Genomic DNA, 23,897 nt, shown 5'->3' with positions numbered 1-23,897 from the left:
GAACTAATGAATGCACAACAACGAAAATTATGGCTTCATATAAGTGATGAGCAATGGAATGATTGGCATTGGCAAATGTCCAACCGAATCACAACCCAGGAAGGATTACTTGAATTTATGTCTCTTCCCTCTGAGGAAGCTGAACAAATTAAACGTTGTCTGAAAAATTTCCGCATGGCCATTACGCCTTACTATTTTTCCATGATGGATCCCCAGGATCCGGAGTGCCCGATCAGAAAACAAGCAATTCCTTCGATCCACGAATTGAGCAAATCCTCATGCGATTTAGACGACCCGCTGCATGAAGAAATCGATTCGCCGGTACCTGGCCTGACGCACCGCTATCCTGACCGAGTTCTGCTGCTGGTGACGGATCAATGCTCAATGTACTGCAGACATTGCACCAGAAGACGAATGGCGGGACAAAACGACCAAGCTTTGCCGCTCAATCGATTTAAGCTCGCCTTGGAATATATCCGGTCCAACCCTCAGATACGTGATGTACTGATATCCGGAGGAGATCCATTTACCCTTTCCGATGACCGTTTGGAGTATATCCTGTCCAATCTTCGTTCTATTCCAAACGTCGAGATTATACGGATCGGGACAAGAACCCCGGTTGTTCTCCCTATGCGCATAACAGATCACCTCATCGAGGTTTTGCAAAAATACCACCCACTTTGGATTAACACACACTTCAATCATCCTCAAGAGCTTACCGTTGAAGCCCTTAATGCCCTGGCTAAACTGGTTAATGCCGGTATTCCGCTTGGTAACCAAACAGTTTTGCTTAAAGGAATTAATGATTGTCCTGTCACTATGAAAAAACTGGTTCATGAGCTCGTAAAATGCAGGGTAAGACCATACTACTTGTACCAATGCGATTTATCCACCGGCATTGAGCATTTCCGGACATCTGTCAGCACAGGTTTAGAAATAATTGAAATGCTCAGGGGACATACCTCCGGTTTCGCTGTTCCAACCTTCGTTGTCGATGCACCGGGAGGTGGTGGTAAAATCCCTCTGCAGCCCAACTATTTAATCTCGCAATCCAATGACAGAGTCATACTGCGCAATTATGAAGGAGTCATTAGTGTATATCAAGAACCTGAAGATAAAACAAGCAGTTGTAAAACATGCACAAAGAACTGTTTCAGCTCTAAAACTCGCCAGATTGGTCTTGCTAAATTGCTGAAAGGTAAGCTGATTAGTCTGACACCTCAAGAAAATATCCGCCTGGAGAGAAGAAAAATAATATCCAGTCGTCGCAGAGGTGAAGCAAATGCTTAACACGACGAGCCCTGTGAGTTTCTTTAACCCCATTACTGATGAGAGGAATAAACGGCTGGTTGTCAACGGCTACGCACAAGGAACCAAGCCTTCATTATTCGGGCCGCATCTTATTCATTTAGCCTTAACAAGGAAGCTGGAAAAAATATGGCTCTGGGCATTACCTGCCGATATTTCTGAATTTATGCAATACGGCTTTCGTATCGAAGGCAGCCTCTTCCGTGGTAACTATGAGGAATTCGCTGTTAGCTTAGCCTATTATGTTAGTGAGTCAAGAGGTCATTCTCATAAGTTGCAAGCAGAGATAAATATTATCCATAACGTAAGAACGGTACCGCTTAAACGCTCAGAACATTTGCCTCCTGGAATAGAATTAAAACTCTTAAATGAATCCTACGCCCAACGAATATCCCAAATATTAACACGGGTTTTTATAAGTTATCCCTCCCCGGTAGAAAATCCTCAATATATCCGCTCCCTAATACAGGATGGGATTATTTTTGCCGGGGCATTATCAAAAAATCAGCTGGTTAGTGTGGCGGCAGCTTACCCTGATCCAATTCTTAACCGTTGCGAAATGACGGATTGTGCAACTTTAGAAGATTATCGGGGACTTTCATTATCCGAAAGTTTACTCTGGTTATTAGAGCAGGAAGTAAATAATGGCTCATTCATCATATATACTTTGGCACGCGCCCAGTCCTACGGAATGAACAGAGTGTTTCACAAACTTGGGTATAGCTATCAAGGGTGCCTGATTAACAATTGCCATATCGCAGGTTCCTTTGAGGACATGAATATCTGGGTTAGCTCGAACTCTTCGGTCCAACTGACCACACCCAGACTTGTTCTTCCATAATTTTTCGAGCTCTCGTATCCCACCCAACCGGTTGTCCGTTCAATAACGTCATGACCGTTCCAACGCTTAGCTGTCCATAAGTGAACGCCTGAGCTCTAACACTCGCCAAGTGTGCTAAATGATGAAGCAACTTTTGCTCCCCAAGGCGCAAGAGCTCTGAAGCGGCCCCTTCAGTCGTTGGAAACTCCGCCAGATATTTCAAAGTATCTTTATTAATCCCTGCTAGTGCGGCATGCGCCAGTAATATTTCCATTCGAGCATCTGCGACACGATTATGGGTCTGGAAAATTCCGCCCGATACTTTAATAAGCTTTCCTATGTGACCCAATAAAATAACCTGTTCAATCCTCCTGTAGACCGCTTCTTCCAATAGAAAGCCTATATAGTTACCCATTTGGATTATAGCTTCAGCTGGGATCTTAAAACGCTCTCTCGCGACTCTATATCCATAGTGTCCTGGAGTGAGCACGATGGTTTTATGTCCATAAGCCACTGCCTGGTCCAATTCCGGTAGAATAGAAGTTTTAAACGCCTCCTCGGACATCGGCCGGACTATTCCACTTGTTCCAAGAATAGAAATTCCTCCGACAATCCCCAGCCTGGGATTAAGGGTGCCCATAGCAACGGCTTCCCCGACAGGGACCTCAATAATAATTTCCAGTTCTTCTTTTGGAAAGACCTCCCGAACCGCTTCACGGATCATTCTCCGTGGCACAGGGTTAATAGCGCTCTCCCCAACCTCAATGGCTAAGCCTTTTTTAGTGATGGTCCCAACCCCATGACCTCCTCGGATGTAAACCTCTCCCAGAGGAGAAATATAGCGCGCGGTTGCATGGATCTCAAGCCCATGCGTAATATCCGTATCATCCCCGCCGTCTTTCACAATACATGCCCTGGCTTCAGGATATCCGGTTTTACCCCCGTGGATGGGCATTATTAAACGTGCGGAATTCGGCAGGGGAATCTCTACTCGCTCGGGTAAACCGTCCCCTTGGAGGAGCAGACAGGCTGCTTTGGCAGCACCGGCTGCACAACTTCCTGTGCTGTATCCTTCACGCCATGTATGTCGATCTTTATCTCGTGCCATAGTTTCTCTCCCACATCAAATTTATCATTTAGTATTAGATATTTAGCTCGGTATATAATGAAAGTATAAGTTATGTAGGGTACCTGTGCAAACCACTTATGCTTCCAGAAAGTATAAACTAACTGTTACCGGTCAGTTTATACTTTCTGACTAGTATTAGAAAAGCCTGCAAGAATATCTTGTATGCTTTTTAGTCAAAATGTTAATACTAGCTATGGAAAAAATCATTAGGAGGGGCTGAAGTATGAAGGTTCGAGATGTTATGACAAGTTCAGTCGATTGGGTTACTCCTGAAACCTCAGTTGTTGAAGTTGCACAGTTGATGAAGAAAGATGATGTAGGTTCTATTCCGATTTGTCAAGATAATAGCTTGATTGGCATTATTACAGACAGGGATATTGTTCTGAAAGTTGTTGCAGCAGGAGGAAATCCCAATAATATATCCGCCGGGGATATTATGAGTACAGATACTATTTGCGTGTCCGCTGATCAGGATGTACATGAGGCGGCGAATTTGATGTCGAAGTATCAAATTAGGAGGTTACCGGTCTTAGATAAGAGTAAATTAGTGGGAATTGTAGCCCTGGGTGATCTGGCCATTGAAAAAATTCACATTGATGAAGCAGGCGATGCACTTAGTAGTATATCGCAAGGGACTTACCATTAATTTAAGTTGAAAGTTATTCATAAAAACCAAACAATCCAGGAATATTAAATGTTGAATTAACTTGAAGGAGGAATCCAAATGTCAAATCAAGTAAAAAAAATGCCGCAACCTAACGGTGGGATCAAATGTTATGTTAACACATGTCATTTTTATGGTTCAGGCGATCATTGTCATGCTGACAAGATCGAAGTTCAATCTCGTAACTCCAGTAGCTCTGAAATGACAGACTGTGCGACCTATCTCTCTTTAAACGTCTTGAATTATTAAGGACAGGTTATCCTTATACCACTAAGCTTTTGGGTTACAGTCAACTGGAAATTGGTAACTGAACAATTACCAGATCCCATATGTGTAACAATAACTTTTACCCAAACCGGGAATTTAAGGGGGTGTAACGAATATTTAAGTTTGTTGCACCCCCTCTTCATTTGCAAAATCTTGATTATCTGAAGGAATAGGTTAAGCTTTTCCGATTCCTTTCTCCGATCTCTTTGTTTTCTCCGCTTGGGTGCTAAGATAAGAAGGTATTCGCTCTGTTGACCTAGAAGTATAAAGGAATAAATATGCAGCGCCACTTCCCTGGAAAGTGAGTGAATTAGTTAAGAAGCGTTGACTTGAGAAAAGTGACCGTACGCAGAGCATTTATTCCAGGATTAATGTCCGGAAAGCATAAGGAGATGTTAAGGTTTTGGTACTGGCGATACAGACTGCTACCGTTTTGGTCAGTGAGAATTGGTGTAAGAGGTGCGGAATATGCATAGCATTTTGTCCTAATAAAGTGCTGGAAAACGACGAATCCGGGAGGGTTGTGGTTGCCAAACCAGAACAGTGCATAGCCTGTAAGATTTGTGAACGTCTTTGCCCTGACTTTGCCATCAATATTGAGGTGACTATAGATGAATAAAGCTAGATTAATGCAAGGAAATGAAGCCGTAGCAGAAGGGGCTTTAGCGGCCGGGGTTCTTTTTTACGCAGGATACCCGATCACTCCTTCCACTGAAATAGCTGAAATAATGGCCGAAAGATTGCCTTTTATCGGTGGTACTTTTATCCAAATGGAAGACGAAATAGGGAGTATGGCAGCTATTATCGGGGCCTCCTTAACCGGACTCAAAACCCTGACCGCAACCAGCGGGCCAGGATTTTCTCTTAAACAGGAAAATCTGGGGTATGCCATAGCTACGGAAGTTCCTTGTGTCGTGGTCAATGTGCAAAGAGGCGGACCAAGCACTGGATTACCAACGTCCCCCGCCCAAGCTGACATTATGCAAGCGAGGTGGGGTACCCATGGCGACCATCCAATCATAGTCTTAACGCCATCCTCCGTACAGGAGTGTTATGAACTTACAGTAATAGCCTTTAATTTTGCCGAGGAGTTTCGCATTCCCGTAGTTCTACTCATGGATGAAGTGATTGGCCATTTGCGGGAAAATGTTGTCTTAGCTCAAGAATTAACCATCGTTAACCGGAAAAAGCCAACTGTACCGCCTGGCGAATATATCCCTTATGAAAACGACGAGAGTATGATCCCAGCCATGGCGAACATTGGCGACGGATACCGCTACCATGTAACAGGGTTAACTCATGATGAAAAGGGCTTGCCAACAGGGAACCCGGAAGTGACAAAAAATTTTCTGCAGCGTTTAACCCAGAAGCTAAATCCATATTTAGATCGGATCCAATTAGTCGAAGAGATACAGCTTAACGATGCGGAGGTGATCGTGGTAGCTTACGGCTGTACCGCCCGTTCAGCCTTGGAGGCAGTGCATATTGCCCGCAACGATGGTCTAAAGGTTGGACTCTTTCGCCCCATCACGATTTGGCCTTTTCCGCAAAAACAGCTGGCGAAATATGCTGACTGTAAGTACTTAGTTGTGGAGATGAACAGCGGTCAATTAGTCGGCGAAGTTGAAAGAATCGTTGGCTATAAAACAGTCGAACGCCTGAACCGCATGGACGGAGTATTAATAACTCCCACGGAAATTTTGGACAGAATAAGGAAGGCCATCCAAAATGTTTAGTGATATTGCAAAATATTTCCGGACCGAGACTTTACCGCATATTTGGTGCCCAGGTTGTGGTCTGGGAACCATCATGGCGGCCATCGTCGGGGCTATCAAAACGTTGCAGCTTGACCAAAATAAGGTAATCCTTGTTTCGGGAATTGGCTGTTCCTCTCGTATGCCAGGATACTTAGACTTTAACACCATTCATACTACCCATGGGAGAGCTATACCCTTCGCCACTGGAATTAAAGCCGCTCGCCCAGAGTTGGCTGTCTTCGTCATCATGGGAGATGGGGATTCAACTGCCATTGGTGGTAATCATTTAATTCATGCCGCCAGGCGCAATATTGATCTAACAGCTTTGATAATAAATAATAGTATTTTCGGTATGACGGGTGGTCAGACCTCCCCCCTAACCCCCCGTGACAAACGGGGTACGACCTCTCCTTTTGGCAACCTGGAGAGACCCTTTCAAATTCTGGAGTTGGTTAAAGCGGCAGGTGCTACTTATGGAGCTAGAGCCACGGCTTACCATAATCTGCTCCTCACGAAACTGGTTATGGATGCCTATAACAATCCAGGTTTCTCGCTAGTGGAGGCTATTTCCCAGTGTCCTGTTTCCTATGGACGCCGCAATGAGTTTAAAACCCCAGTTGATATGCTGCTCTGGCAAAAGGAGCACGCCTTTAAAGCCGGGCAACGGGCTGTTGATGAAGAAGATTTCCAGATCGGCGAGATTTTTAAACTACAGGCGCCGGAGTATACGCGAGAATACGAGAAGCTCAGACAGAAGTTAAGGGAGGGCAGTCTCCATGACTAAGCAAGAATTTCTGTTCACCGGAGCGGGCGGACAAGGCCTGATTTTAGCTGCCATAATATTGGCTCAGGCCGGAATTAATGCCGGTCAAAATGTTGCTCAGAGTCAAAGCTATGGCCCCGAGGCCAGGGGAGGGGCCAGTCGGGCTGAAGTCATCATCAGTAACGAAGCGATTCATTACCCTAAAGTCGAAAAACCTGACTTTGTCTTAACCTTCAGCCAAGAAGCCTATATTAAGTACGGCTTGCATCTTCATGAAGATGCAAGCCTGATTGCGGATAATTCCCAGGTTACAGAATTTACGCCGCGTAGTAGTAATTTTTATGCGCTGCCGATCACAAAAACTGCCCGCACTCACTTTGGTTCCGAGGAAGGCGCTAATCTAGTGGCATTGGGAATTGTGGCTTCATTAAGTGGTAGAATTTCTTTGGACAATGTTTTGCAGGCTGCTCGGCAATGGGCTCCTCAAGGTACGACGGAACGAAACATCAAAGCTCTGGAATTAGGATGGCAAATGGGAATGGAAGCAAGCTATGCAAAAAAAGCGATATCGGACCTTTAATGAACAATTGCGTGAAAGGTTCGGAGGAAAAATAGTTAAGATCTCTTTGGATGCCGGATTTACGTGCCCTAACCGGGATGGAACGCTGGGAATAGGCGGGTGTGTCTACTGCAGCGAACGGGGTTCCGGGGATTATGCCGGAGATCAGAGGTTATCCATTCCCGATCAGTTTATTGCAGTGAAGGAACGGATGAAGAATAAATGGCCCTCTGCACAGTATATCGCTTATTTTCAAGCGCATACCAATACCTACGCTGCGGTTAAGCGGTTGCGTGAGGTCTATGAAGAGGCCTTGGCAGAGGAAAACGTTGTAGGGCTATCCATCTCAACAAGGCCAGACTGCCTGCCGGAAGATGTGCTTGATTATCTTGAGGAGCTGAACCGGAGAACCTATTTGTGGGTCGAACTGGGGTTGCAAAGCATTCACAGCAAAACTATGGAATGGATTGGCAGGGGGCATGACTATGCCCAATTTCTCAAGGGTCTTGAGCAGTTGCAGGCCAGAGGAATACGGGTTTGTGCCCATATAATCCTTGGACTGCCTGGAGAAACGAAAGCGGAGATGGTGGAAACCGCGCAAGCAGTTGCTCAGCTGCCGTTACAAGGGATAAAAATTCATTTGCTCCACGTTTTAAGGGGAACCCCTTTGGCAACCATTTATCAAAACGTGCCTTTTGATCTTCTGACGAAAGAAGAGTATGTTTCGCTTGTCGTCGATATTTTAGAGATCCTGCCGCCAGAGGTGGTTATCCATCGCTTAACAGGTGACGGTCCGCCAGATGATCTCCTTGGACCTCTATGGAGCCGTAAAAAATGGGAGGTTCTCAATGCTATCGATGCTGAATTAGAACGGCGAGATTCATGGCAAGGAAAATTCGCGAAGCAGGCATCAATAAAATGCAGAAGATAAACTAGAAATCCCTATTTTTGAGCCCAAAAATAGGGATTCTATTTTTACTTTCTCTTTGTTTTCTTGGCTAGGCTGCGGAGCCAATCTATTATTTCCTCCGTCTCCGGTATCTTAGCCAGCTGCCACTGCCAATTCCCATGGACAGTGCCTGGGACATTCATTCTGGCTTCCTCACCCAAACCTAAAATATCCTGCAACGGCAAGATAACCCATGCTGCTTGGCTCGAATATACTTCTTCGATCATTTTCCGGCATACTTGTTGGTTGATTAGGGTTTGGTCCAGCCGGTTGTTGAGCAGAGTTTCTTCATCAGTCAAATGACTCTTTTCATACCAGCCCAATAAGGTGTTATTATCATGGGTTCCCGTATAATAAACAAAATTAGTTTCCTCAGCCATTATTTCTGGCAAAGGCGTAAATTGAAGAACCTTGATTCCGGGAAACCCAATTAGCTGTTTTAAAATCTTGACTTCTGTAGTTATGAAACCTAAGTCCTCCATAATCAAGGGGAGCTTCCCAAACGTTTCCAGCATGCTTTCGAAGAATCGTTTCCCCGGACCTTTGAGCCAACGGCCCTTTTCGGCCGTCTCTTCCCGGGCATCAACCTCCCAATAGGCTTCAAACCCCCGGAAATGATCCAGACGAAGGTAGTCAAATAATTCCAGGCCCATCTGGATGCGCTTTTTCCACCAATCATACTGCGTATTGGCCAAAGCCTGCCAGTTATAGATCGGATTCCCCCATAACTGGCCGGTCTTGCTAAAATAGTCCGGAGGTACCCCTGCAGTTTTAGTCGGTCTACCCTGCTCATCAAGGACGAACAAGCCACGGTTCACCCAGACATCACAGCTATCGGCGGCGACAAAATGGGGTAAATCTCCGATTATTTGAATTCCTTTAACCTTGGCATAAGTTTTGAGTTTAGCCCATTCATAGAAAAAAGTGTATTGTAAGAATTCAAGAAAACCCATTTCTTCTCGGAGGAGCACCCTATACTCTGCTAACTTTTTCGTCTCACGGGAAGCAATCTCCGGCTCCCAATCATACCAGGGAACATCTCCGAAATGAGTCTTTATAGCCCTGAAAAGAACGTAATCATTGAGCCATATTTGATTATGAGTTTTAAATTTTAAAAAGTTCTCCTGCGAAAGATAGGTTGATTGTGCAGAAACAGCCGAACTGAGTGAGTTGCCTTCAAGCTGCTCCAGAAATTTCCGATAAGCTTCGGAGAGTAAATCACGTTTCAAATCTTTATAGGCAAGGAATAATAAACTTTTCCTTAAGCCCAAACTCCTGACCTTTTCGAATCTGTTACGTGTCTCCCCGAGGTTTAATAATCCCTCCCTGATCAAGTGGTCGAGACTGATAAACACCGTGTTTCCCGCAAAAACTGATTCACTTTGATAAGGACAATCCTCTACTCCCGTCGGGTTCAAGGGTAAGACCTGCCACAAGGATTGGCCGGAGTTGGCCAGAAAATCTACAAAATCGTAAGCTTCTGTTCCAAAATCTCCAAGGCCCCAAGCAGAAGGCAAAGAACTTATATGCAATAATACCCCGCACGAACGATCAAGTTGAAAATCATGAGGGCGCTTGTCTTTGATGAAAAGTGCTCTTCCCCCCAACGGACTTATGGATACGGTCCTAAACGTTTCTGACCAAAGCCTATCCCCATTTATTAAATCAACTCCAAACGAGGAGGGTTGGAGCATTGTGCTCAGATCCACAGTTTTTGTTTCCTCATTGTGACGATTGATCAGGATGATGATTTTCTCATCGTTCCCCAGCCGCAAAAAACCATAAACATCCGGTTCAAAGAAAATGGACTGAAAATCACCCGTCTGCAGCACCTCATATTCAGCGCGCAAACGAAGAATCCGGCGATACCAAGCCATGATTTCTCCGTCTTCCTTACCCCACGGATAAGTCCCCCGATTATAAGGGTCGGCATAACCTTCCGCACCTGCCTCATCACCATAGTAAATACAAGGAACTCCGGGAAATGTCATTTGCACCAAACTAAAGAGCTTGAGCCTTTGGACAGCCAATTGCCGGGCATTCGGGGAAAGTCGAAAGTTCCTTCGCTCTGTTAGGGTCAAACTCTGTTCGGCTGGGGTATCTCCTAAAAGCGTCAAAATTCGGATCGTATCATGATTCCCGATAAAATTCATGGCAGCATAAAAATTTTCACGGGGATAATTTTCATATAAGCTCATGACCTCCCGGTGAACGACTCGGGAATCACTTTGCCCAAGAAAAAACCGCAGAAAACTAGCGCGCAAAGGATAGTTCGTCGTCGAATCCAGTTCATCCCCCGAAAAATAGTTGCGCTGCCTGCCATAGCTTATTTTATTTGAAGCGTCTTCCCACACTTCTCCGATCAGAACAGCATCTGGGCGAACGCTCTTTATTGCCTCCCGAAGTTCCTGAATGAACTCATCAGGAAGTTCATCGGCAACATCCAAGCGCCAACCTGCAACCCCAAGGTTTTGCCACTTATGAATGACACTATCTGCCGAGCCATAGATAAACTGTCTATAGGAAGGGTTCATTTCGTCCACTTCCGGAAGAGAATCAACCCCCCACCAACATACATACTCCTGGCAGTTCGGCTTAAACTTATACCAAGCAAAATAAGGGGAATCAGCTGATTGGTACGCCCCCACACCTGGATAATTGTTATATTTATTGAAATAGATACTATCACTTCCGGTATGGCTGAATACTCCATCCAGAATAATAGAGATCCCGTACTGTTGGGCAGTGACGATCAATTGTTCAAAAACCGCATCATCCCCGAACATCGGATCAATCCGAAGATAATCCGCCGTGTCATATTTGTGATTACTCGCAGCCTCAAAAATAGGATTAAAGTAAAGAATGCTAATGCCCAACTCTTGGAAGTAGGGCAACTTGGCAAGCACCCCCCGCAGAGTTCCGCCAAAAAAGTCCCAATCGGTAACTCTTCCCTGCTCGTCCTTAATATAGAGCGGCGGATCAGACCAATTGGCATGCAACAGAGTGTTTTTCCTGGGAAAGTAGGTGAACCCGTTTGTCTGATCATTGAAAAATCGATCGACAAAAACTTGATACATTACCCCTCGTTTATACCACTCGGGGATTGTTATCTGCTTATGAACTGTTATTTGGTAAAAAGGTGGTTCTTGTTCATAGAGACTACCCTCCCCACCAAGTCTCTTTAAGTTATTTCCATAATAATAAGTTTGAGCTCCTAACCAAATCACAAAATAGTACCGGATTAGTCCTGGGGTGTTGGGTACCTCATATTCTACTTCATATAATTCTCGGTTATCAGAGCTTTCAAGGGATTTGGGTGCCGGATTTAAAGCAGAACTGGAACTTATCTTCTCCAGGGTTTTATGCATGACAAGAGTTATTTGCGGCTGGTCCTTTTCCCAAAGACGAAAATGACAAGCTTCAACGGGTGCCGCTGAAAACGTGCTCAAACGAAAGGTTATCCGCTGTCCACACGTAACCGCGCCAAATGGTTCACGGTAAAACAAATCGTGAGAATCATGATGGGCCTTTAACATTATCGTCATAATAATGACTCATAGATTTCGATGTAAGCATTGGCGGATCTGTCCCAACTGAAATCACTCGTTAAAGCATTCTGCCGTATACTCTCCCATACCGACTTATTAGCATAGTAAATTCTCACGGCACGTTGCACCGCGAATAACAATTCGTGAGCATTATAATTGACAAAACTAAATCCATTGCCTGAACCGGTCAGTTCATTATAGTTCATGACTGTGTCCTTTAATCCTCCGGTTTCCCGGACGATCGGAACCGTCCCAAAGCGCATGGCAATCATCTGAGAAATACCGCAGGGTTCAAAACGCGATGGCATCAAGAACATGTCTGCCCCTCCATAAATTTCATGTGCAAGTTTATCCGAGAACTCTAATTTTAGCGCCAGTTTTTCAGGATATTTTGCGATGAAATAACGCAGCATTTCTTCATAGCGCTGCTCTCCTGTTCCGAGGATAACCAACTGAACATCCAGCTCCAGTACTTCTTCCAACACGTGAAGCAATAAATCGATGCCTTTCTGATCTACAAATCGGGATACCATCCCCAGTACTGCTCTATCTCCTCGAACCGGAAGCCCCATAATACTTTGCAAGTGCTTTTTCTTTGTTTCTTTAGCATGAGGAAAATTACTATTTGGCATGACTTGATCGGGTTCCTTCAGCGGATCATAAACCTCATAGTCAATGCCATTGAGGATGCCCCTTAGAAATTCACTTCTTTTTCTTAACAGCCCATCAAGTTTTTCGCCGAAATAAGGATTTTTGATTTCCTCAGCATACGTTGGACTTACTGTCGTAATCCGATCTGCATAGAGCAGAGCCGCCTTCATGAAATTAACCGCGCCATGAAATTCCAAGGTATCTTCCGCAAAATACTCCATACCAAGCCCCAAAATATCGCTCAGAACTTCCTTGGAAAAAATCCCTTGATATTTCAGGTTGTGAATCGTAAATATAGTTTTCAGCGGATAATGAAGGGGTTCCCGGTCATAAAACTTCTTAAGCATCAGCGGGATTAAAGCTGTATGCCAATCATGGCAATGGATAATATCCGGTTTGAACCCTGGTATGTGCATTAAACTTTCCAGAACGGCCCGGGAAAAGAAAGCAAAACGCTCCGCCTCATCAAATTCCCCATAAACGCGCGGGCGCACAAAGTAATACTCGTTGTCAATAAAATAATAATGCACTCCCTGATAGATCATTTCCTCCAAACCGCAATATTGTTGACGCCAAGCGACTCGAACATTAAAATGGGCCAAATGCTTAAACTGTTTTTGGAAATCCTCGGGAATCATTCCATACCTTGGTATAATGACCCGGACGTCCACACCTTTTTTATGCAAGTAAGCAGATAATGAACCAACTACTTCTCCCAAGCCACCGGTTTTAATAAAAGGATCCGCTTCTGCAGCCGCAAAAACCAGTTTCATACTTTCCCTCCTTTCAAAGTCTAGATCACTGTTCTTTTGAGGACAACCAAAGGATTATTAAAACTCCCTTTCAAGACATTTTCTGTGTTAACCTTGACCGATTTATCGAGAATAGCATAGTCTGTTTGAGCATGGGCATGAATATAACATTTCGGCATGATTATGCTATTTCTGATTATACACCCTTGCTCAATAATCACATCTCGAAAAACAATCGAGTTGACAACTTCTCCTGAGATAGAGCACCCACTGGCGATCAATGAGTTGCTGACTTTGGCGTGGGAAGTGTATTGAGCAGGGGGGTTGTCCTTGATCTTGGTATGGATCTTGTCCGCTCCCGACCATAATTTTCTCCGAACTTCCAGGTTCAGAAGATCCATACTTCTCTGAAAATAATCCTTAAGCGTGCGAATCGTCCCAATCAAGGAACAAGTTGGACTACCGTAGATTTTGAGGACTTCCAGATTTGAAGTAAAAATATCCAGTAAGTCAATACACCCAATGAAACTATACTTCTCAACAATATCCAATAAAATCTCGCGCCGAATTATTAATATATTTACAAAATAAGGGTGACCGGGCTCTGCCCCTGCATGATCCTTTTGGTCAATAATCTTAGAAACTTTTTGATTCTCATCCATCTCAAGAAACCTCTCCTGGATCAGATCGCCCAAGTTAGCACCCTCTTGATAAATCAAGGTCACATCGGCATGCATGTCATTATGAAATTCCAGCGCATTCTGAAAATTTATATTAAATATTTGATCACCGCTGCAGATGATCACATTTTCTGCAAAATCCTTCTGCAAAAACTCGATATTTTTTTGTAAATCCTTAACACAAAACGTATGATTGTTTTCCAACAAGCCATGGATGTCTCCAGGCAAAATAAACAACCCGCCATTTTTCCTATCCAGAAACCAGACTTTACCGGCTCCCAAATGATCGAGAAGCGGTCTACAATGGTATGGCGTAACCACTCCAATCGTCTTAATCCCTGAGTTAACCATGCTGGATAACGCGAAATCGAGGATCCGATATCTTCCTCCAAAGGGTACTGCAGCTATTGGCCTTTTCAGGGTAAGTCCTTGTAAATTGTCCGTTGAGCTATTCGCATAAACAATCCCTGCATTGTTCGCCATTATTGCTCCCGCCTTTCAAATCGCCCGAATCCTGCCAATATTCCTACCCTCTTCGATCACAGAATCTTCAGGAACTATATAATTGTCCTCAATAACCGTGATGCCTTCTTGATCAGGTATATTTTTCCCCGCAACACCAACCTGGCAATGACTCATAATTTCTGCATTTTCTCCAACAATTGTCTTATGAATGACGGATCCATTTTGAACCTTTGCATAAGGCAACAAAATTGAATCCATAATTTCTACATCTTTTCCCACATATACTCCTGGCGCCAGGATCGAATTCGCCACCTTACCCTGAACAATACACCCATTACAAATAAGACTGTTTTCTATTTCTGCTGCAGATCCCACAAAGTGGGGGGGTAAAATATCTTCATTCGAAAATATTCGGACCTCTCGATCAAAAATATTAAGGAAGCGGTCCTCTCTTAAGGACTCCATATTGGCCTGATAATAGCTTTCGATTGTACCGACATCTCGCCAATAACCATGAAAATTGTAGGCATAGACTCGTTTGGCTTGTTTAACTTGCTGTGGAATGATATTTTTACCAAAGTCGTTTTCAGACTGATAATCTCTATTATCTTCAACCAAGGCTTGCTTAAGGGTAGACCAATTAAAAATATAGACTCCCATGGAAGCAAGATTACTATCCGGTTGAGCTGGTTTTTCTGTAAACTTGGTAATTCTTGCATCCCCATCAACGGTTAGGATACCAAACCGAGAAGCTTCTTCCCAAGGAACTTCAATCGTTGCCAGGGTTATTTCCGAATTTTTTTCTTTATGAAATTTTAACATAAGGGAATAATCCATTTTATAGACATGATCCCCTGAGAGAATAATCACATACTCTGGATTATAAAAATCAATAAATTCATAATTTTGGTATACGGCATTCGCTGTACCGTTATACCAACTTCCTTCCGCATCCCCAAGAAAAGGGGGAAGAACATGAACCCCACCAAAAGGATTATTTAAATCCCAAGCCGAACCTAAACGGATATATGAATTAAGTAGAAAAGGCTTATATTGGATAAGAATACCGACCGTGTGAATGTTAGAATTTGTGCAATTACTCAAACTAAAGTCGATGATTCTATACTTACCACAAAAGGAAACTGCCGGTTTAGCACGATTTCGAGTTAGGCCACCCAATCGGCTTCCTTGTCCGCCTGCTAAAAGCAGTGCCACACATTCCTGCTTTTTCAACTTAGTTCACCTTCCTCACAAATATTAAACCTGTCTTCCAACCATTTAACAAGGAATAATATTATTAATGGTCCGGTATCTGATTTTCCAGATCCAATCGGCATATTCTCTAATTGTCCTGTCACTTGAGAATCTTCCTGAATTGGCGATATTGATTAAGGAAATCCTGTTCCATTCTTTTTGATTCAGATAAAGTTTTTGAAGCTTGTCATACATTTCAAGGTAAGAATGAAAATCTTTTAAAACGAAGAATTCATCGTTATAGAGCATCAGGGAATCGAATAAAACTTTGAACTCTTCCCCCATATTATCGAAAAATCCACTGATTAATTGATCCACACACGTTTGAATATCGGAGTTGGTATGGTATTCATCCCATGATTTATACCCCCCATTTTGAGTGTAGTTCAGAACTTGTTTGGCTGTAAGCCCAAAGATGAAGATATTATCCTCACTCACCGCCTCCTTAATTTCGACATTGGCTCCATCTAAGGTTCCCAAGGTTAGGGCACCATTCATCATGAATTTCATATTTCCGGTCCCCGAAGCCTCTTTACTGGCGGTAGATATCTGTTCACTGATGTTTGCTGCCGGATAAATCAACTCTCCCTGGGACACATTAAAATTCTCAATAAATACGACCTTTAGTTTTTGGCTAACCTTAGGATCATGCTCTATTTTCTGACTTAAAGCATGAATCAGCTTAATCACGACTTTTGCATAACGATAACCTGGCGCCGCTTTTCCCCCGAAGATAAAGGTATGGGAACCTGTCAATGACTCCGGGTCGTTGATTGCCTTATTATATAAATGCATGATCTTCAGCACATTAAGCAATTGCCTCTTATAGGCATGGATTCTCTTCACTTGAACATCAAAGATGGACAAAGGATCAAGGATCAGACCCTGTTTTGCCTTAACCCTCTCGGCAAAGCGGCATTTGTTTTCGTACTTTACTTTCGCGAGTTGTTCCAGAAAACTGTGATCGTCCTTGTATGCTTGGAGTTTTTTTAGCTTTCCCGCCTCTTCCTTCCAGGATGGTCCTATCGCCTCGGTGATCAGATCCGCAAGTTTAGGGTTTGCGGCTAACAGAAATCTCCTGTGATTAACACCATTTGTTTTATTATTAAATTTATAACCAAAAATACGATAATAATCTTTAAAGACCTCATCCTTAAGGATTTTAGTGTGTAATTGCGCAACCCCATTCACTGATGAGCTCCCGATAATCGCCAAATGGGCCATCCAGACATACCCATCTTTGATAATCTGAGTGTTGCGAATCACTTCCCAACTCTCTGTGTTGCGAATCCCCTCCTCATCATCCAATAATCGTACTCTTAGATCTTCCTTAAATCTTCGATCTATTTCCTCAATAATCTGGTAAATCCTGGGTAAAAGACTCTTGACTAAATCAATCGGCCATTTTTCCATGGCTTCAGACATGATGGTATGGTTTGTAAAGGATATGGTATTCACTGTGATATTCCAGGCCTCATCCCATCCCATTCCTTCTTCATCAATTAAGATGCGCATCAGCTCAGGGATACACAAAACTGGATGAGTATCATTGATATGAACTGAAACTAATCGCGAGAAGTTATGCAACGAATCTGTATCATTCCCTTTTTTGTAACTCAATACGATAGACCCTAACCCGGCAGCAACAAAAAAGTATTCCTGTTTAAGTCTTAACTCTCTTCCGGCAGGGCTGCTATCGTCAGGATAAAGAATATAGGAAATCGCCTCAACCTCAGATTTATTGCCTGAAGCCTGCTTAAACTCCCCACGATTGAAACTGTCTAAATCCAGTTCGCAAGTGACCGTTTCGGCACTCCATAACCTTAGATTATTAATATACATAAAATTATCATAGCTCATAATAGGGACATCATAAGGTACGGCCAGCACCGCTTCATAGTTCTCGTGGATAAATAATAATTTTCCCTCTCTTTGCTCTGTTCTCACCGACCCTTTAAATTTTACAACAACTGCCTTATCTGGCTTTCTTATTTCCCAAGGATAACCATTTTTCAGCCAATTGTCCGCTACTTCGACCTGCTTGCCGTCCACGATTTTTTGTTCAAACAACCCATACTTATAACGAATCCCATTACCATATCCCGCAATTCCTAAGAAAGCCATTGAATCGAGGAAACATGCTGCCAATCTTCCTAAACCGCCATTACCCAAGCCCGGATCTACTTCTTGTTCGTATAAATCATCTAGATTGATATTCAACTCTGCCAAACCTTCCCTGACGAGATCCTCTATTTGGAAATTGACCAGATAATTATGCAGCAGCTTACCAATCAGAAACTCCATCGAAAAATAAAAAACATGTTTCCCTTGGGACACAGACTTTCTGTTTATGGCTCGGTAATAACGCATTCTTTCTTTCAGTAATACGACTAAGGCATTAAATTTATCCCATGGGCTTGCTTGATCCGGGGCAACCCCTTCCCCCTCAAACAACTCCCTCAAATAGGCCTGCTTAAAATTTTCTTTATCTAAAAACATACTTTAGTTCCTCCAATACCTAACGATTCAACCTTTGGTTTTAAGAAAACTACTTCTAAGAGAGCAACGTTAAGTGTCAAAGAAAAAGTTTGATCATGCAGCCAAGAAAACACTTATTGTCCATTTAATCATAGCACCCACTTTACTTCGTTTGAATCCCCAATGGATAAACTATTCTCTAATCCAATGCTTTATACCTTCATAAAATATTAGTAATTAATAATCTTATTTCAAATTATTTCAAAACTAAGATTTTAATCTTGATTTTCCAAATAATGCTGCCTTAAATCAATTCCGAAATAACATTACTTTCCTTGATAGAGTTTGGTAGTTTTGTTATACTTATGCGGAGTTATTGAAAAATGTTGATATTCTTAAATTCACATATTAAAGCAGCATATCTTAAGGTTTAGAGTCGCATATTCCTGAAAAACATATACGCTCATAACTTAAGAAGGAGAAAAATAGTTATATGAAAACAAAGCGCACTATCCGATTTAAGATGATTCTAGTCTTTATTGGCTATAATCTTATTTTTGCTGCAATACTATGTCCCTTTGTGCTGTTCTGGGGACCCTTCGAGTCCCTCAAAGTAATGGCTGTTGGCTCGGTTGCCACTTCACGACATCCCCAGGTTGTGCAGGCTTTTCTATCCCAAGCTGAAATAGATAGGATTATGAACCTCAATAATTATCGAGGGATAAGCGTCAGCGAAGTAATCGATCGTACCAAAGTAATTTCTGATCCGAGTACGGGAATCACAATTGAAGATATCAAGGGCTCAAGCTTCAAGGGTAAGGTCATGCTGATTAAAGACCCCAAACGAATTAAATTATCTGTTACCAGAGAACTTGGGGTTACAGGAGAACGTGTCAGCGATTTGGTTAAAAATATGGGGGCTATTGCCGGAATAAATGCCGGCGGTTTCTATGACCCGGACGGTAAAGGAAACGGAGCGTTCCCAGACGGTTTAACCATGCATGAGGGACAACTGGTCCACAACAATGTCGGAGACAAGGCAGTCAACATTGTTGGGTTTAATGATCAAGGTAAATTAGTCCTCGGTAAAATGACAGCCAATCAACTAGTTGAGAAAAACATGCGCGAGGTCGTTACCTTTGAACCTAATCTTATTGTCGAAGGTAAATCTATGATTCAAGGAGACGGTGGCTGGGGTATCGCCCCCCGAACCGGCATTGGACAAATGGCGGATGGAACCGTTATCTTTGTTGTCATAGATGGACGTCAGCCCACGTGGAGTCTTGGCGCGGATTTACGTGGCCTCATGCGGGTCTTTGAAGATTATCATGCAGTGAACGCTGTCAATCTCGATGGTGGTTCTTCCTCTGAACTCGTCTATAACGGCAAAGTCCTGAATCGTCTTTGGAATATTTTTGGTGAACGCTATATTCCTACGGCCTTTGTTGTTACGCCTTGAAAATTATATAGTAATTAATGCTAAAAAGGAGCAATTACGCATGAGAAAACTGCGTATCATTTTAGTTTGGACCTTAGTTTCCCTGTTCTTGCAAGGTGGAGCGTACTTCTTTTTGAACAACAAAGTTAAAGAAGTTATATCCCCATCAGAAGAGCCACCAATTACTGTTAAACTCAAGGCCACTATTCCTGGCGCTGACCTTACAAACATTCAAATATCCTACGCCAAGGATTATTTAGCCTATACAGAGAATGGTACACTTAAAATCTTCAACCTCATCCAAGGTAAGCAAGTTTTTGAAAAAAAGTCACCTTCTACTACTGACAAGACATTAGGGGTTATTGCGTACCAATGGCTGCCCGACAGAAATACCTTACTCTATTTTTATGCCAAGAAAAATCCAAATGAAGTAACGACCGTCACCATATACCCTAAAACTACAGTCCAGACCCCAACCCAGAAACCGACTCCTAATCAACCAAATACAGAAGACCCCAACCAAAAAAACGATAAGACAGGACCAACGGTTAAACCGAATGTAGAACCGAAAGTAGTTCCAGTGGTTCCTGTAGAGCCTCGGATCGAAAAACGGTATGGAAATCCACAAATTATGGAATTGTATTCACTTGAATTACCCGAAAGTAATGATAATGAGACCCTTCCAGATGATCGTTTTAATCGAACGATTGACAAATTACCAAAAGGCGGAAAAATTGAACAATTGGTTTTCTCTACATCTACTAATTTAATCTATCTCACAGTGAAAAGCCCAGCCTCTCAACAGCTAATAGAAATAGATGTCATGAAAGACGTAAGTACACTGAATAAATCCGGAGAGACTATTGATAATATGGCTGCCTCAGATCGCTATGGAACACTTTTTATTAATAGTAAAATTGGTAAAAACCATCAGGTTATCGCCTTAAAGGGTTCTAAGCGCTGGGTCATCTCTAAAAATTCAAACGACAGGATCTTGGGAATCAGAGCGGGAAAGGTCTATATTGGTGAAGTCCAAAATGATGAACTCGTAAAGATAAAAACTACTTCGGACCGCTCAGATTTAACGGATAACCCTTCTCTGAAAACTGAGTGGGAAGGCTTAATTCCCTTCAAGAATGTTCGTATGCTCATCGGTTCAAAAGGCCAAGTAGTTGTCTATGATCATCAAATTGCTTATATCGTCACAGACGGGCAAATGAAAGAAATAAAATTCGATGGAGAAGAAAATTATATCTCTATTGACGGCGCAGAGCTTATTCAATTAAACCAGCAAGAAACTTCCACTCTGGCGGAATTACAACCACTTAAATAAAGAGAGGCTGAACTTACTCCAATCCCTTGACTGCTGTTTTGATGCGTTGTAACCCTTCTTCGAGCACAGAACGGGCACAAGCTATATTCAGTCTTGCAAAGCCTTCTCCGCCCGGTCCAAATAGATAGCCTGGGCTTAAACCTACACCCGCCTCATGAACCAAAAAATTCTGTAAGGCTTTTGGGTTCATTCCTAAAGCACTAAAATCAAGCCAGACGAGATAGGTTCCTTCGGGCTGAATTGCCGTAATTTGAGGCAGTTCCCGATCAAGAAACGAGTTTAGAAATCTCAAGTTTCCCGACAAGTAGTCCAATAATTGATCCAACCAGTCTCTGCCATGCCGGTAGGCCGCTTCCATAGCCGTCATGCCAAACACATTCGGGTAATGAATCCCGGTTAAGTTAAGCGACGCTCGAAAGGCGAGTCGATATTTGGCATTAGGAATGATCAAATTTGAAGTTTGTAAACCGGCTAAATTAAACGTCTTACTCGGGGCAGTACAAACAATTGATTGCAGAGCTGATTCCGGGGATAGAGACGCAAAGGGAATATGACGGTAACCCTTATAAATAAGATCACTGTGAATTTCATCCGAGATGACTAGGACCCCATGGGTTAAGCAAAGCTGCCCTAAGCGTTCAAGTTCAACCCGTTCCCATACCCGCCCAACGGGATTGTGCGGATTGCAAAGAATCATTATCTTGATCCCAGAGAAGAATTTCTCCTCTAAGTCCGCAAAATCCATAGTATAGCGACCTTTTTCCAGGATCAGTTGGCTGCCGACAAGCTCACGACCATGGTTCTTTACGGCTTGAAAAAAAGGCGGATAAACCGGAAACTGTACCAGGATCTTATCCCCAGCCTTGGTTAAACTCCGCACCAATTCATTTAAGGCAGGAACAATTCCAGGGCTAAAAGAGATCCAGTCTCTTTGGATCTCCCAACCATGGCGCTCTTTCATCCAGTCGATAAGTACTCCGTAATAACCTTCCATTCCATCAGAATAACCATATATCCCATGTTTCGCTCGGTTCACGAGTGCCTCAACCACGGCTTCCGGAGCCGGAAAGTCCATATCCGCGACCCACATCGGTAAAATATCCTCGCGGCCGAACGTTCGTTGATTAAAATCCCACTTTAGACAGCTCGTATGATACCGATCGATAATCTTGTCGAAATCATAGTTTTTAGGTTCTATTTGCACAGCTTTTTGCACGGCTTTCATCCTTACCTTATCCGTTAATCAATCAGATACTATCCCTGGATTTAATGGTTACTCCTACATGATAAGCCATTAGAAGGATAAGTCAATGATAGCCCCCCGGGATCGGGGGGCTATCATTGTTTTGCTCTTAATTAGTGTTTGACAAATACAACATTAATCGCTTTTATTAGAGCTTCTACGGTATCTCCTTTTTTAAACCCAACGTCTTCGAGACTTTCCCGCGTCATCACGGACGCGACTTCCGGTGCATTGCTTCAACCTTCAACACTAATTTTGACCAAGGCCATAAGATCATCTGCCTGGATCTCTTCAATAACCCCATATAGCTTATTCCTTACCCCAGCTTCCATTGAGCATTCCTCCTATTTTTCCTATGGCTATTGTTACCAGAAGCGCAAAACATTATTCTAAGTTTTCTATATACCCTTCTTAACCCCGTGTTTGATATTCGCTTCTTATGAAACCGCCAACACTCCCAGGAACAAGGCCATTATAAATGCATCCACCATCAACGGGACCATGCCATCCAAGTAACTTGCCGTACCGTTTAGACGGTAATAAAGCACGTAGCAGATCAAAGCGACAACGGTGGCGATTGCCACAAGAGCCGCCAATATCACCGCACGTCCCAAGCCAAAGCGCCCTATGCCGTACAGTACAGAAACCACGGACAACTCCAACGCCGCCCAGATATGTATGATTAGCAGTTCCAATGTCACTATCCGGTGAAATGCGATGACTGTGACCAGAAGCAGCACGAGAAATAAAACGGCACCGCCCAGCAAAATAAACCTCACCGGCGAACTTTTTGAATCCTGAGAAAGCGAGTAAATGCCGCCTGACATCAGAACAATCGCGGCAATTCCTGAAATAAAAGCGGCTGTGATGCAGAACACGCCAGCCAACATGCCTGCCAACCCACCGGATGAATTTTGCCGAAAGGAAATAGCCCACCAGATTAGATAAAACAAACTGCAAAACAAAAGCAGCAGATTGCCGGCAAATATCCCCCGGAGCGGGGTAGTAAAATTACGGAAAAATATCATAGCGACCTCCCCAGTAAATAATCTTCCCTGACCGGACAAAATACTTCAATCGCAATGGAATTTTCAATAATTTCAGCACCATGCTCAGTATCTCCTGGTATACACCAACTATCTCCAGCATGCATTTCAAAATTTTGCCCGTCAATGTTTAAGATTATATGTCCCGAAATCAGGTAGCCCGTCTGTTCATTGGAATGTCTATGTAGAGGGAGGTTTTTCCCTTTTTCCAACCTGAATTCGGTCATTAAACTGTTGCTTCCAAAAACAAGGGTTTTGCGTTTAATACCCTCAAGTACATTTAGATAGTCGTATTCTGATGCTTTATAAACTTGTTTCATCAATATGGCCCTCCATCCTTTAGTTTTTTGATTATTTGAAAAGAGAAATTATCGATTATTTGATATCTCTTTCATCACCTCTTCGACTTCTTCTAAAATAAAAGACACAAACAATTGGCAATTTTCCTGATCCAAACTCCGATAGTGCCGTGAGAACATATTCTGCTGACAATAATGTATAAAGTCGGATATTTCAGTAAATAATAGAATAAAATACAATAAGGAGGCTATATAATGGATTGGTTATCAAAAACTGCTTTAATACTTGTAATTGTCGGAGCCCTAAATTGGTTGTTGGTCGGTGTCTTTCAATGGGACCTTGTAACTGCTATTTTTGGAGGAGACACATTTAGAAATTCATCTATATTAAGCAGGTTAATTTATGCACTGGTTGGCCTTGCAGGTCTTTATTCTATCTCTTTTCTTTTTAGGGACACTGCAGTTAAGACTGATAAACTAGCAGATCATTAATT

General features: G+C 42.9%; 21 protein-coding genes. 12 read left to right on the top strand and 9 right to left on the bottom strand.

The window, feature by feature from the left end; genetic code table 11:
- Nucleotides 1-6: 6 nt before the first annotated feature.
- Together kamA and ablB are read left to right on the top strand one after the other, a co-directional pair.
- On the top strand, nucleotides 7-1,290 hold the full coding sequence (gene kamA, locus AC6I5A_RS02595) for a lysine 2,3-aminomutase (protein WP_034611375.1): 1,284 nt from the start codon (nucleotides 7-9) through the stop codon (nucleotides 1,288-1,290).
- The gene (gene ablB / locus AC6I5A_RS02590) at nucleotides 1,283-2,149 is read left to right on the top strand and encodes a putative beta-lysine N-acetyltransferase (protein ID WP_052167841.1); all 867 of its coding nucleotides are present in this window, start codon (nucleotides 1,283-1,285) and stop codon (nucleotides 2,147-2,149) included. The genes kamA and ablB overlap by 8 nt, the downstream gene beginning before the upstream one ends.
- Here ablB and cbiD read toward each other — a convergent pair.
- Complete coding sequence (cbiD, locus tag AC6I5A_RS02585) at nucleotides 2,097-3,236, bottom strand: cobalt-precorrin-5B (C(1))-methyltransferase CbiD (RefSeq protein WP_034611372.1); 1,140 nt, start codon at nucleotides 3,234-3,236, stop codon at nucleotides 2,097-2,099. The genes ablB and cbiD overlap by 53 nt on opposite strands.
- Nucleotides 3,237-3,480: 244 nt before the next feature.
- On the opposite strand from cbiD, the gene AC6I5A_RS02580 reads away from it, so the two are divergent.
- The 7 genes from AC6I5A_RS02580 to mnmL all read left to right on the top strand — a co-directional run bounded on the left by AC6I5A_RS02580 (nucleotide 3,481) and on the right by mnmL (nucleotide 8,198).
- Nucleotides 3,481-3,903 (top strand): CBS domain-containing protein, encoded by a 423-nt coding sequence (locus AC6I5A_RS02580; protein ID WP_034611370.1) that lies wholly within the window; start codon nucleotides 3,481-3,483, stop codon nucleotides 3,901-3,903.
- A gap of 78 nt (nucleotides 3,904-3,981) precedes the next feature.
- Nucleotides 3,982-4,170: a DUF1540 domain-containing protein gene (locus AC6I5A_RS02575; RefSeq protein ID WP_034611369.1), complete on the top strand. Its 189-nt coding sequence runs from the start codon at nucleotides 3,982-3,984 to the stop codon at nucleotides 4,168-4,170.
- 421 nt (nucleotides 4,171-4,591) lie between these two features.
- On the top strand, nucleotides 4,592-4,807 hold the full coding sequence (locus tag AC6I5A_RS02570) for a 4Fe-4S dicluster domain-containing protein (RefSeq protein ID WP_034611366.1): 216 nt from the start codon (nucleotides 4,592-4,594) through the stop codon (nucleotides 4,805-4,807).
- Nucleotides 4,800-5,924: a 2-oxoacid:acceptor oxidoreductase subunit alpha gene (locus tag AC6I5A_RS02565; RefSeq protein ID WP_034611365.1), complete on the top strand. Its 1,125-nt coding sequence runs from the start codon at nucleotides 4,800-4,802 to the stop codon at nucleotides 5,922-5,924. The genes AC6I5A_RS02570 and AC6I5A_RS02565 overlap by 8 nt, the downstream gene beginning before the upstream one ends.
- On the top strand, nucleotides 5,917-6,729 hold the full coding sequence (locus AC6I5A_RS02560) for a 2-oxoacid:ferredoxin oxidoreductase subunit beta (RefSeq protein ID WP_034611364.1): 813 nt from the start codon (nucleotides 5,917-5,919) through the stop codon (nucleotides 6,727-6,729). The genes AC6I5A_RS02565 and AC6I5A_RS02560 overlap by 8 nt, the downstream gene beginning before the upstream one ends.
- Nucleotides 6,722-7,288 carry a 2-oxoacid:acceptor oxidoreductase family protein gene (locus tag AC6I5A_RS02555; protein ID WP_034611363.1) on the top strand — a complete coding sequence of 189 codons (567 nt, stop codon included), beginning with the start codon at nucleotides 6,722-6,724 and terminating at the stop codon, nucleotides 7,286-7,288. Before AC6I5A_RS02560 ends, AC6I5A_RS02555 begins: the two co-directional genes overlap by 8 nt.
- Complete coding sequence (gene mnmL, locus AC6I5A_RS02550) at nucleotides 7,260-8,198, top strand: tRNA modification radical SAM protein MnmL/YtqA (RefSeq protein ID WP_034611362.1); 939 nt, start codon at nucleotides 7,260-7,262, stop codon at nucleotides 8,196-8,198. The genes AC6I5A_RS02555 and mnmL overlap by 29 nt, the downstream gene beginning before the upstream one ends.
- Nucleotides 8,199-8,242: 44 nt before the next feature.
- Here the strand turns inward: mnmL and AC6I5A_RS02545 are convergent, their stop codons facing one another.
- From AC6I5A_RS02545 to AC6I5A_RS02525, 5 genes are read right to left on the bottom strand one after another with little or no spacing between them, the layout of a single operon-like run.
- Nucleotides 8,243-11,761, bottom strand: coding sequence for a bifunctional glycogen debranching protein GlgX/4-alpha-glucanotransferase (locus tag AC6I5A_RS02545; protein WP_034611359.1), 3,519 nt, complete (start codon nucleotides 11,759-11,761; stop codon nucleotides 8,243-8,245).
- Nucleotides 11,758-13,188 (bottom strand): glycogen synthase GlgA, encoded by a 1,431-nt coding sequence (glgA, locus tag AC6I5A_RS02540; RefSeq protein WP_034611357.1) that lies wholly within the window; start codon nucleotides 13,186-13,188, stop codon nucleotides 11,758-11,760. The genes AC6I5A_RS02545 and glgA overlap by 4 nt, the downstream gene beginning before the upstream one ends.
- 20 nt (nucleotides 13,189-13,208) lie before the next feature.
- Nucleotides 13,209-14,330, bottom strand: a complete 1,122-nt coding sequence (gene glgD, locus AC6I5A_RS02535) for a glucose-1-phosphate adenylyltransferase subunit GlgD (protein WP_034611354.1) — start codon at nucleotides 14,328-14,330, stop codon at nucleotides 13,209-13,211.
- Nucleotides 14,331-14,345: 15 nt separating this feature from the next.
- On the bottom strand, nucleotides 14,346-15,545 hold the full coding sequence (locus tag AC6I5A_RS02530) for a glucose-1-phosphate adenylyltransferase (RefSeq protein WP_034611352.1): 1,200 nt from the start codon (nucleotides 15,543-15,545) through the stop codon (nucleotides 14,346-14,348).
- 45 nt (nucleotides 15,546-15,590) lie between these two features.
- Nucleotides 15,591-18,065 (bottom strand): glycogen/starch/alpha-glucan phosphorylase, encoded by a 2,475-nt coding sequence (locus AC6I5A_RS02525; RefSeq protein ID WP_034611350.1) that lies wholly within the window; start codon nucleotides 18,063-18,065, stop codon nucleotides 15,591-15,593.
- Between the two features lie 472 nt (nucleotides 18,066-18,537).
- On the opposite strand from AC6I5A_RS02525, the gene AC6I5A_RS02520 reads away from it, so the two are divergent.
- Entirely contained in the window at nucleotides 18,538-19,503 is a 966-nt protein-coding gene (locus AC6I5A_RS02520) for a phosphodiester glycosidase family protein (protein WP_034611349.1), read from the top strand.
- Nucleotides 19,504-19,543: 40 nt separating this feature from the next.
- Nucleotides 19,544-20,815 (top strand): hypothetical protein, encoded by a 1,272-nt coding sequence (locus AC6I5A_RS02515; protein ID WP_034611347.1) that lies wholly within the window; start codon nucleotides 19,544-19,546, stop codon nucleotides 20,813-20,815.
- 13 nt (nucleotides 20,816-20,828) lie between these two features.
- On the opposite strand, the gene AC6I5A_RS02510 is transcribed toward AC6I5A_RS02515, so the two are convergent.
- From AC6I5A_RS02510 to AC6I5A_RS02500, 3 genes are all read right to left on the bottom strand, one after another.
- Nucleotides 20,829-22,040 carry a PatB family C-S lyase gene (locus AC6I5A_RS02510; RefSeq protein WP_052167840.1) on the bottom strand — a complete coding sequence of 404 codons (1,212 nt, stop codon included), beginning with the start codon at nucleotides 22,038-22,040 and terminating at the stop codon, nucleotides 20,829-20,831.
- A gap of 455 nt (nucleotides 22,041-22,495) precedes the next feature.
- Complete coding sequence (locus AC6I5A_RS02505) at nucleotides 22,496-23,086, bottom strand: hypothetical protein (protein WP_034611345.1); 591 nt, start codon at nucleotides 23,084-23,086, stop codon at nucleotides 22,496-22,498.
- Nucleotides 23,083-23,424, bottom strand: a complete 342-nt coding sequence (locus AC6I5A_RS02500) for a cupin domain-containing protein (protein WP_034611344.1) — start codon at nucleotides 23,422-23,424, stop codon at nucleotides 23,083-23,085. The genes AC6I5A_RS02505 and AC6I5A_RS02500 overlap by 4 nt, the downstream gene beginning before the upstream one ends.
- 234 nt (nucleotides 23,425-23,658) lie before the next feature.
- On the opposite strand from AC6I5A_RS02500, the gene AC6I5A_RS02495 reads away from it, so the two are divergent.
- Complete coding sequence (locus tag AC6I5A_RS02495; protein WP_034611343.1) at nucleotides 23,659-23,895, top strand: DUF378 domain-containing protein; 237 nt, start codon at nucleotides 23,659-23,661, stop codon at nucleotides 23,893-23,895.
- Nucleotides 23,896-23,897 lie beyond the last annotated feature (2 nt).

Source organism: Desulfosporosinus sp. Tol-M2 (assembly GCF_059735615.1).
Note: the sequence above shows the minus strand (reverse complement) of the source record. Positions and strands in the feature narration are given on the sequence as shown.

Coding starts and splice junctions, on each gene's coding strand:
- kamA (WP_034611375.1), top strand. CDS start 7: ATGAATGCACAACAACGAAAATTATGGCTTCATATAAGTGATGAGCAA.
- ablB (WP_052167841.1), top strand. CDS start 1,283: ATGCTTAACACGACGAGCCCTGTGAGTTTCTTTAACCCCATTACTGAT.
- cbiD (WP_034611372.1), bottom strand. CDS start 3,236: ATGGCACGAGATAAAGATCGACATACATGGCGTGAAGGATACAGCACA.
- AC6I5A_RS02580 (WP_034611370.1), top strand. CDS start 3,481: ATGAAGGTTCGAGATGTTATGACAAGTTCAGTCGATTGGGTTACTCCT.
- AC6I5A_RS02575 (WP_034611369.1), top strand. CDS start 3,982: ATGTCAAATCAAGTAAAAAAAATGCCGCAACCTAACGGTGGGATCAAA.
- AC6I5A_RS02565 (WP_034611365.1), top strand. CDS start 4,800: ATGAATAAAGCTAGATTAATGCAAGGAAATGAAGCCGTAGCAGAAGGG.
- AC6I5A_RS02560 (WP_034611364.1), top strand. CDS start 5,917: ATGTTTAGTGATATTGCAAAATATTTCCGGACCGAGACTTTACCGCAT.
- AC6I5A_RS02555 (WP_034611363.1), top strand. CDS start 6,722: ATGACTAAGCAAGAATTTCTGTTCACCGGAGCGGGCGGACAAGGCCTG.
- mnmL (WP_034611362.1), top strand. CDS start 7,260: ATGCAAAAAAAGCGATATCGGACCTTTAATGAACAATTGCGTGAAAGG.
- AC6I5A_RS02545 (WP_034611359.1), bottom strand. CDS start 11,761: ATGACGATAATGTTAAAGGCCCATCATGATTCTCACGATTTGTTTTAC.
- glgA (WP_034611357.1), bottom strand. CDS start 13,188: ATGAAACTGGTTTTTGCGGCTGCAGAAGCGGATCCTTTTATTAAAACC.
- glgD (WP_034611354.1), bottom strand. CDS start 14,330: ATGGCGAACAATGCAGGGATTGTTTATGCGAATAGCTCAACGGACAAT.
- AC6I5A_RS02525 (WP_034611350.1), bottom strand. CDS start 18,065: ATGTTTTTAGATAAAGAAAATTTTAAGCAGGCCTATTTGAGGGAGTTG.
- AC6I5A_RS02520 (WP_034611349.1), top strand. CDS start 18,538: ATGAAAACAAAGCGCACTATCCGATTTAAGATGATTCTAGTCTTTATT.
- AC6I5A_RS02515 (WP_034611347.1), top strand. CDS start 19,544: ATGAGAAAACTGCGTATCATTTTAGTTTGGACCTTAGTTTCCCTGTTC.
- AC6I5A_RS02510 (WP_052167840.1), bottom strand. CDS start 22,040: ATGAAAGCCGTGCAAAAAGCTGTGCAAATAGAACCTAAAAACTATGAT.
- AC6I5A_RS02505 (WP_034611345.1), bottom strand. CDS start 23,086: ATGATATTTTTCCGTAATTTTACTACCCCGCTCCGGGGGATATTTGCC.
- AC6I5A_RS02500 (WP_034611344.1), bottom strand. CDS start 23,424: ATGAAACAAGTTTATAAAGCATCAGAATACGACTATCTAAATGTACTT.
- AC6I5A_RS02495 (WP_034611343.1), top strand. CDS start 23,659: ATGGATTGGTTATCAAAAACTGCTTTAATACTTGTAATTGTCGGAGCC.